The 8554-nt window shown below is 67.5% G+C and carries 12 protein-coding genes; 7 read left to right on the forward strand and 5 right to left on the reverse strand.

Annotated features, from left to right (window positions below):
• Positions 1-371 (reverse strand): glycerol-3-phosphate acyltransferase (locus tag Q0U08_RS14515; RefSeq protein WP_298092165.1); only part of this gene is annotated, 371 nt, incomplete at its 3' end.
• Between the two features lie 118 nt (positions 372-489).
• On the opposite strand from Q0U08_RS14515, the gene murI reads away from it, so the two are divergent.
• Positions 490-1287 (forward strand): glutamate racemase, encoded by a 798-nt coding sequence (murI, locus tag Q0U08_RS14520; protein ID WP_298092168.1) that lies wholly within the window; start codon positions 490-492, stop codon positions 1285-1287.
• A 175-nt stretch (positions 1288-1462) separates the two neighbouring features.
• Positions 1463-2704, forward strand: coding sequence for a 5-aminolevulinate synthase (gene hemA, locus Q0U08_RS14525; RefSeq protein WP_298092170.1), 1242 nt, complete (start codon positions 1463-1465; stop codon positions 2702-2704).
• A gap of 231 nt (positions 2705-2935) precedes the next feature.
• Here hemA and Q0U08_RS14530 read toward each other — a convergent pair whose 3' ends face one another.
• Genes Q0U08_RS14530 through Q0U08_RS14540 form a run of 3 tightly spaced genes read right to left on the reverse strand, consistent with a single transcriptional unit; the run spans position 2936 to position 4403 of the window.
• The gene (locus Q0U08_RS14530) at positions 2936-3373 is read right to left on the reverse strand and encodes a DUF3429 domain-containing protein (RefSeq protein WP_298092172.1); all 438 of its coding nucleotides are present in this window, start codon (positions 3371-3373) and stop codon (positions 2936-2938) included.
• Entirely contained in the window at positions 3373-3921 is a 549-nt protein-coding gene (locus Q0U08_RS14535) for a Uma2 family endonuclease (RefSeq protein ID WP_298092173.1), read from the reverse strand. The genes Q0U08_RS14530 and Q0U08_RS14535 overlap by 1 nt, the downstream gene beginning before the upstream one ends.
• An 11-nt stretch (positions 3922-3932) precedes the next feature.
• Positions 3933-4403, reverse strand: a complete 471-nt coding sequence (locus tag Q0U08_RS14540; RefSeq protein ID WP_298092174.1) for a hypothetical protein — start codon at positions 4401-4403, stop codon at positions 3933-3935.
• Positions 4404-4535: 132 nt separating this feature from the next.
• Between Q0U08_RS14540 and rpiB the strand changes: the two genes are divergently transcribed.
• The 5 genes from rpiB (at position 4536) to Q0U08_RS14565 (ending at position 8129) form a co-directional block, all read left to right on the forward strand.
• Entirely contained in the window at positions 4536-4973 is a 438-nt protein-coding gene (gene rpiB, locus Q0U08_RS14545; protein ID WP_298092175.1) for a ribose 5-phosphate isomerase B, read from the forward strand.
• The gene (gene glyA / locus Q0U08_RS14550; RefSeq protein WP_298092176.1) at positions 4970-6280 is read left to right on the forward strand and encodes a serine hydroxymethyltransferase; all 1311 of its coding nucleotides are present in this window, start codon (positions 4970-4972) and stop codon (positions 6278-6280) included. The genes rpiB and glyA overlap by 4 nt, the downstream gene beginning before the upstream one ends.
• A 4-nt stretch (positions 6281-6284) precedes the next feature.
• A complete protein-coding gene (locus Q0U08_RS14555) occupies positions 6285-6476 on the forward strand; it encodes a hypothetical protein (protein ID WP_298092177.1) in 192 nt (63 codons plus the stop codon).
• A gap of 9 nt (positions 6477-6485) precedes the next feature.
• On the forward strand, positions 6486-6950 hold the full coding sequence (nrdR, locus tag Q0U08_RS14560; RefSeq protein WP_298092178.1) for a transcriptional regulator NrdR: 465 nt from the start codon (positions 6486-6488) through the stop codon (positions 6948-6950).
• Positions 6951-7037: 87 nt separating this feature from the next.
• The gene (locus tag Q0U08_RS14565; RefSeq protein WP_298092179.1) at positions 7038-8129 is read left to right on the forward strand and encodes a TrmH family RNA methyltransferase; all 1092 of its coding nucleotides are present in this window, start codon (positions 7038-7040) and stop codon (positions 8127-8129) included.
• 82 nt (positions 8130-8211) lie between these two features.
• Here Q0U08_RS14565 and Q0U08_RS14570 read toward each other — a convergent pair whose 3' ends face one another.
• Positions 8212-8514 carry a chorismate mutase gene (locus Q0U08_RS14570; RefSeq protein WP_298092180.1) on the reverse strand — a complete coding sequence of 101 codons (303 nt, stop codon included), beginning with the start codon at positions 8512-8514 and terminating at the stop codon, positions 8212-8214.
• Positions 8515-8554 lie beyond the last annotated feature (40 nt).

Consider the following 8554-nt stretch of genomic DNA (forward strand, 5'->3'; position numbering starts at 1 on the left):
GGCCAGTGGAGCGCAAGGACGACGCCCATCAGCGTCGCCACGCCCTTGCCGCCGCGAAAGCGCAGCCAGACCGGGTAGCAATGGCCGATGAACGCGGCGGCGGCGGCGAGCGGGGCATCACCCGGCGAGAGGTGCGCGACGATCGCGACGGCGGCGAACCCCTTGACCAGATCGAGCAGCAGCGTGGCGGCGGCCAGGCCCTTGCGACCGGTGCGCAGCACGTTGGTGGCGCCGATATTGCCCGATCCGATCTGGCGCAGGTCACCCGCACCGGCGAGCCGCGTGAGGATGATTCCAAAAGGGATCGACCCCAGCAGATAGCCGAACAGCAAGGCCAGGACGGGCGGAGCCCAGACGATTTCGGTTGGCAACGATACCTCTCTTCCGATGCCGGAGCATAAGGGCGCGGGGTGGGACTGTCCAACAACCTCCATCAGAAAGGGCGGCGATCTTGCCGCGGAGGCGCGCAGGCCGGTAGGAGCGGCGACCATGAGCGATGCGCGGCCGATCCTGTTCTTCGATTCCGGTGTGGGCGGATTGTCGGTGGTGGCGCCGACGACCGAACTGCTGCCGCTGGCGCCGATCGTCTATGCGGCGGACTCGGCGGGTTTTCCCTACGGCACCAAGAGCGAGGCGGAGATCGCGGCGCGGGTGCCGGCGCTGCTCGGGCGGCTGGTGGAGCGGTATCGGCCGCGGCTGGTGGTGATCGCGTGCAACACCGCCTCGACCATCGCCCTTCCGGCGGTACGCGCGGCGCTGGACGTGGCGGTGGTGGGGACGGTGCCGGCGATCAAGCCGGCGGCGGCGATGAGCGAAACGCGCGTCATCGGCGTGCTGGGGACCGAGGCGACGGTGCGCCAGCCCTATGTCGACGATCTGGCGGCGCGCTTTGCGGGCGATTGCACGGTGTTGCGCCATGGATCGGCGGCGCTCGTGATGCTGGCGGAGGGGGCGCTGGCGGGCGTGGCACCGCCGCTGGACGCGGTGGCGGCGGAGTTGCAGGGCCTGTTCGGGCAGCCGGGGGGCGAGCGGATCGACGTGATCGTCAATGCCTGCACGCACTTCCCGCTGCTGGAGGCAGACATGGCGGCGGTGGCGCCGGCGGGAGTGCGCTTCGTGGATGGCGGGCCGGGGATCGCGCGGCGCATTGCGTATCTGACGGACGGGCAGGACTGGCCGGAAGCGCCGGTGGCGGGACGGCTGGTGTTCACCCGACTCGGGGAGCGTGAGCAGGCGATCGCGGCGACGCTGGCGACGCGCGGTTTTCCGGTGGTGGAGGCGCTGTAGCGGAAGCCTGTTTGAAACCCGCAAAAAGAGCTAATTTACAGGCACCGCAAAATGCGCATCAGCGCGTTTCGAACAGCGTCTGGGACAATTTGTCCATGCGATTCGGCCCGGCTCGATCACTGTGGGCGGGTCTATGCGCTAGCCTTGTTAACGGGCGTCGCTTACATGTCGGTTCATGAGCATCGACGGCACGGACGTGCGCGTGGACTATTCGCGCGTTTTTACCCAGGCAATCGACCGGCTTCACGCCGAAGGCCGCTACCGCGTCTTTATCGATATCCTGCGCAACAAGGGTGCGTTTCCCAATGCGCGCTGTTTCGCCGGGCATAACGGGCCGAAGCCGATCACGGTGTGGTGCTCCAACGACTATCTGGCGATGGGGCAGCATCCCAAGGTGATCGCCGCGATGGAGGAAGCGCTGCACGATGTGGGCGCGGGCTCGGGCGGCACGCGCAACATCGGCGGCAACACGCACTATCATGTCGATCTGGAAGGCGAGCTGGCCGACCTGCACGGCAAGGAGGCGGCGCTGCTGTTCACCAGCGGCTATGTCTCGAACGAGGCGACGCTGGCGACGATCGCCAAGATCCTGCCGGGCTGCATCATCTTTTCTGACGAGCTGAACCACGCATCGATGATCGCGGGCATCCGCAATTCGGGGTGCGAGAAGCGGGTGTTCCGCCACAACGACGTGGCGCATCTGGAGGAATTGCTGCGCGAGGCCGATCCGGCCGCCCCGAAGCTGATCGCGTTCGAGAGCGTGTATTCGATGGAGGGCGACGTCGCCCCGATCGCGGCGATCTGCGACCTGGCGGACCGGTACAATGCGCTGACCTATCTGGATGAGGTGCATGCGGTGGGCATGTACGGTGCACGCGGCGGCGGGATTTCCGAGCGCGACGAGGTGGCGGACCGGCTGACGATCATCGAGGGGACGCTGGGCAAGGCGTTCGGCGTGATGGGCGGATACATCGCGGCCGACCGGATGATCGTGGACGTGATCCGTTCCTACGCGCCGGGCTTCATCTTCACGACTTCGCTGTCGCCGGTGCTGGTCGCGGGGGTGCTGGCCAGCGTGCGGCACCTGAAGTCCTCCAGCGCCGAGCGCGAGGGGCAGCAGGCATCGGCCAAGATGCTGAAGGCGATGATGCGCGATGCCGGCCTGCCGGTGATGCTGGGCGATACGCATATCGTGCCGGTGATGGTGGGCGATCCGGTCAAGGCCAAGAAGATCAGCGATATCCTGCTGGCCGAATACGGCGTCTATGTGCAGCCGATCAATTACCCGACGGTACCGCGGGGGACGGAACGGCTGCGCTTCACGCCGGGGCCGGCGCATACGCCGGCGATGATGCGCGAGCTGACCGATGCGCTGGTGGAGATCTGGGGTCGGCTGGAGTTGCGGATGGCGGCCTGATTTTTCGGGTTTGAGAAAGGGTTTTTCACGCGGAGGCGCGGAGGTGTTCCGCCGGAGTCGATCGTCCCGCTATATTCCCGGTTATGGTGATGAGGGTGCGCTACCGCGCACGGGACACCTCTGCGTCCTCCGCGCCTCCGCGCGAACAATCATATCTGCTCTGTCTGGCGCGCCCTCACCCTTCCGCGCCTTTGGCGCTCCCTCCCTCTCCCCAGGGGAGAGGGAAAGGGATCAGCCGGTCAGCAGCGCCATCAGGATCGTCAGGGTGCCGAGGCCCAGGGAAAGGGGCACGCGCAGGCCCATCCAGCCGGTGGGCGCTTCACCCGTGGTGACGAGATGGCGGTCGACCAGCAGCGTGAGGAACACGGCACTGCCGAGCAGGACCAGCGGCCATGTCATCGACAGGCGGAAGACGGCGAGCAGGAACATGGCGAAGGCGACCAGCGACGGTGTGACCGCGGCAAGCAGCAGCGGCGTTTGCGCTGCGTCGCGACGCAGCGCGATCGTCCACCACAGTCCGCCGAGAAAGCTGAAGATCAGCGCGGTATAGGCGAAGGTGACGATCGGCCATGCGGGATCGGGCATGACGATCTGGGCCAGTACCAGGGCGATCGGCGGGAGCAGGCCGGAAAAGCCGAGCAGCTGCGCCGGAGCCGAGACATGCGCCATCAGCCGAGCGTGACCTGTGCATCGGTGCCGGGCACGGGCAACGGCGCGCCGAAGCGGACGGTGCGGATGTCGGCATAATCGCCGTCGATCGGATCGGCATGGACGTGGATCACCGCGCGGGCGCTGTCGACGACCCAGTAGGTCGGGATGCCGGCCGCGGCGTAGAGCAGGCGTTTCAGGCTGAGGTCGCGGGCCTGGGTGGTTTCCGCGATCTCAACGACAAGGGCAAGGTCGAGCGGACGGAGCAAGCGGTGCTCGTCCACCGGGGCGGAAAGCACCGCCGCATCGCACGCGACCACCGTGTCCTCCCCCAAGGCGATGCCCACCTCGCCCCGGAGCATCGCTTCGGGAACGACGCGGCCCAGGCGGATGACGACGCTCGCCTGCGCGCCCGCATGCGGGCTCATCGGAGGATTCATCCGTTCCAGTTCTCCGGCGACCAGTTCGACCTTCATACCCTCGAACGCGCCGGCTTCGCTCATGCGCAGAAACTCAGCCGCGGTGAAGCGGGCGCGGGTGTCGGGGGCGAGGCGCACGGGCAGGTTCATCGGACGCGATCCTATCGCAGCAGGCGGATGCGGCAATAGCCTTCGCCGGGCTTTACCGTCAGGCATTCCTTTTGCCCGACGAGCCATTTCAGGCCGGTCGCATCGCCATCGGTCGGGCGCAGCATCAGGTCCTCGCCGTTACGGGTGAAGGCGATGCCGTCGCCCCTGGCGACACCGGCGAACTCGCCCTTGTTGTCCAGGTCCCACTGCATCTCCAGCCGGTATTTGCCGGGGGACGTGCCGTGGCGGACGACGAGATACATGCCCTCCACCCCCTTGTAGCGACCGACCAGATCGGCCTGATGCGTCTCGACGCTGGTGCGGGGCGAGCCGGAGAAGGTGGTGGAATCGCCTGCCGGCGTGCGCGTCTTGGGCTCGCCGGTGCGGCTGGCGGCGATGTTGGAGGCCCCCTCATTATCGGGAGCGGCACCGGAGCAGGCGGCGAGCGCGAGCAGGGCAAGCGGAAGCAGGCGGGTGATCATGCCGAAGGCAACCCGTGACGGGGGCGTACCGTTCCGCCCATCACATCTCGTGACTTCCGGGTGGCAATATCCGCAGCGGCGGCGTAAAGGCGCGCGCATTCCATTTCGCTGTCGCCCGGAGCCGTTCGTCCCATGCGCATCGCCATCGCTTCCGATCACGCCGCCGCTGGGCTGAAGTCGGTGTTGGCCGGCTGGTTGCGCGAGCGGGGGCATGAGGTGGTCGACCTGGGCGCCGATGGCAGCGCCAGCGTGGACTATCCGGATTATGGCTATGCGGTGGCCGAGGCACTGGCCGAGGGGCGCGCCGATCGCGGGGTCGCGCTGTGCGGGTCGGGCGTCGGCATTTCGATCGCCGCCAACCGGCATCCGGCCTGTCGCTGCGCGCTCGTGTCCGAGCCGCTGACCGCCGCCCTGTCGCGCCAGCATAACGACGCCAACGCGATCGCGATGGGCGCGCGCCTGATCGGCGAGGAGATGGCCAAGGCCTGCCTCGACGCTTTCCTGTCCACCCCGTTCGAGGGTGGACGCCACCAGCACCGTGTCGACAAGCTGTCGAAGGAGTTCGCATGAGCACGCAGCCCCAGGATATCGCCGCCGTCCAGCCGGATGGTTTCTTCACCCGCAGCCTGGCCGACGCGGACGCCGCGGTCTTTGCCGGCGTGGCGCATGAGCTGGAGCGCGAGCAGACGCAGATCGAGCTGATCGCCTCCGAAAACATCGTCTCCAAGGCGGTGATGGAGGCGCAAGGGTCGGTCTTCACCAACAAGTACGCCGAGGGGTATCCGGGCAAGCGCTATTACCAGGGCTGCGCGCCGTCCGACGAGGTGGAGCAACTGGCGATCGACCGCGCCAGGCAGTTGTTCGGCTGCGACTTCGTCAACGTGCAGCCGCATTCGGGCGCGCAGGCGAACGGCGCGGTGATGCTGGCGCTGGCCAAGCCGGGCGACACGATCATGGGGCTGAGCCTGGATGCGGGCGGCCACCTGACTCACGGCGCGCGCGCCGCGCTGTCGGGCAAGTGGTTCAATGCGGTGCAGTACGGCGTCGACCCCGAGACGCACCTGATCGATTACGACCAGGTCGCCCGGCTGGCGCGCGAGACGAGCCCCAAGATCATCATCGCGGGTGGCTCGGCCTATCCGCGGGTGATCGATTTCGCGAAGTTCCGCGCGATCGCGGACGAGGTCGGTGCCTATTTCATGGTCGACATGGCGCATTTCGCCGGGATCGTCGCGGGCGGGCTGCACCCGACGCCGTTCGGCCACGCCCATGTGGTCACGACCACCACGCACAAGACGCTGCGGGGCCCCCGTGGCGGCATGATCATGACCAATGACGAGGCGATCGCCAAGAAGATCAACTCGGCGGTGTTCCCGGGCCTTCAGGGCGGGCCGCTGATGCACGTGATCGCCGCCAAGGCGGTGGCGTTCGGCGAGGCGCTGCGCCCCGACTTCAAGAGCTACATCGCGGCGGTGGTCGAGAACGCCAAGGTGTTGGCGGCGACGTTGCAGGAGCGCGGCGCGAACCTGGTGGCGGGCGGCACCGACACGCATCTGGCGCTGGTCGACCTGACGCCGCTGGGCATCACCGGTCGCGATGCGGACGAGGCGCTGGAGCGCGCGGGCATCACCTGCAACAAGAACGGCATCCCCAACGATCCACTGCCCCCGGTGAAGACCAGCGGCATCCGCGTCGGCAGCCCCGCCGGCACTACCCGTGGCTTCGGTCCGGCGGAGTTCCGCGAGATCGGCCATATGGTCGCCGACGTGCTCGACGGATTGAAGGCCAAGGGCGAGCATGGGGACCCGGAGGTCGAGGCGGACGTTCGTACCCGCGTGCGCGCCCTTTGCGCACGGTTCCCGATCTATCAGGGGTAAGAGAATGGCCGATTTCGACAACAAGGCTCGCCAGGTGCAGGACCAGGTGAAGAACACGCCGGGTTTGGGCAAGAGCATGGCGAAGTGGGGTGCGCTGGGCGCCGTGGTGGCGGTTCCGATCCCGTTCGTCGGCCCGTTGCTGGGCGCCGCCGCGGGTGCCGGCTACGCCTATTTCAAGGCGACGAAGAAGGGCTGACGATCTGCGATGCGCTGCCCCTTTTGCGGCCATGAAGACAGCCAGGTGAAGGACAGCCGCCCTACCGAAGACGGGGCGGCGATCCGGCGCCGGCGGCAGTGCGAGGGGTGCGCAGCGCGGTTCACCACGTTCGAGCGCATCCAGTTGCGCGAACTGGCGGTGCTGAAAAGCGAAGACAAGCGCGAGCCGTTCGACCGGGATAAGCTGCTCCGCTCCATCTCGATCGCGGCGCGCAAGCGGCCGATCGAGCCGGTGCGGCTGGAAAAGCTGGTGTCCGGCATCCAGCGGCAGCTCGAGACGAGCGGGGACGGGGAGGTTTCGTCCAAGCGGATCGGCGAGATGGTGATGGAAGGGCTGAAGGGCTTGGATTCGGTCGCTTATATCCGGTTTGCCAGCGTGTACCGGGAGTTTGGCGAGGCGAAGGATTTCGAGGCGTTCGCCGGCACGGTGGAAGAGGTGGCGCGGGGGGAGTGAGCATTTCTACGGCTCCTCCAGCCTCCGTTCGTCTCGAGTAGTCATCGAGCTTGTCGAGATGGCGTATCGAGAGATAAGGCCTGCGCGATGACCTTCTGGACCTATATCCTTCGGTGTGCCGACGGCAGTTATTATACCGGGCATAGCGACAACCTCGAAGCGCGGATGGGCCAGCATGAGGCTGGTGAGATACCGGGTTATACGCAGACCCGGCGACCTGTGACTTTGATGTGGTCACAGGAATTTCCTTCGCGGAATGAGGCTTTGGCGGCCGAGATGCAGGTCAAGGACTGGTCGCGCGCGAAAAAGGAAGCGTTGTTTCAGGGGGACTGGGCGACCGTGTCTCGGCTGGCGCGTAAATCACCGGCGAACGATGTCTCTCGATACGCCGTCTCGACAAGCTCGACGTCTACTCGAGACGAACGGGATGGGGGAGAGGAGATGCAGGAAGAAGAACGGATGACCACCCCGCCCCCCGTCATCGTGCTGGTTCGGCCGCAGTTGGGCGAGAATATCGGCAAGGCAGCGCGGGCGATGTTGAACTTCGGGCTTTTGGAGATGCGGCTCGTCGCGCCGCGGGACGGGTGGCCCAATCCGGCGGCGGGACCGGCGGCGTCGGGGGCGGACGTGGTGCTGGAGCGGGCGCGGGTGTATGAGAGCGTCGCCGAGGCGGTGGCCGACTGTTCGCAGGTCTACGCCACCACGGTACGCAAGCGCGGAGTGACCAAGCCCGTCGTGACGCCCGAGGTCGCCGCCGGGGAGATCCATGCCGGGCCGGGGCGCTCGGCGATCCTGTTCGGGCCGGAACGCTCCGGACTGGAGACCGACGACGTGGCGGTGGCGCGGACCATCATCACCGTGCCGATCAATCCCGAGTTCGGCAGCCTCAATCTGGCGCAGGCGGTGATCCTGGTGGCGTATGAATGGTCGAAGGGGGTCGCGCTGGCGCAGCCGCCCGAGACCGAATTGCCGCCGGTCGCGCCGCAGGGCGAGCTGGACGGGATGATCGGGCAGCTGGAGGAGATGCTGGAAGGCGTCGGCTATTTCTTCCCGCCGGACCGGGTGCCGGCGACCAAGCGGACGCTGCGCACGCTGCTGACCAAGCCGGGCTGGTCGAGCCAGGAGGTGCGGACGCTGCGCGGGGTGTTGTCGACGCTGGCGCGGCCTCGGGGGCGGTAGGGGGGCGTCCATCACCCTCACCCTTCCCACCCGGCTTTGCCGGGCGGGCCCCTTCCCTCTCCCGGTGGGAGAGGGAGCAGCGTCAGCGGCGGTCGAAGGCGGCGAGTTCGTAGGCGATCGAGGCTTCGACCAGCGTTTCCCACAAGTCCGCCACGACCCTCTCGGGCACGCCCAGGCGTACCGCCTCGGCGCGGGCCTGGTCGATCACCTGGGTCTTGCGCGCCTCGTCGCGGACGTGGCCGCGCTCGGGCTTGATGCGGGCGGCGGCATCCATATAGGCGAAGCGGCGGGCGAGGAGCGCGACGAGATCGCGGTCGAGCTGGTCGACGCCGGCGCGGACCTCCGTCATGGTGGTGCAGTCGGGGCCGGAAAGGATCGTGGTCATGGCCGCGCGCTGTGAAGCGTGGCGGCGGCGGTGTCCATCC

It is taken from the genome of uncultured Sphingomonas sp. (assembly GCF_946477935.1).
GTDB lineage: Bacteria > Pseudomonadota > Alphaproteobacteria > Sphingomonadales > Sphingomonadaceae > Sphingomonas.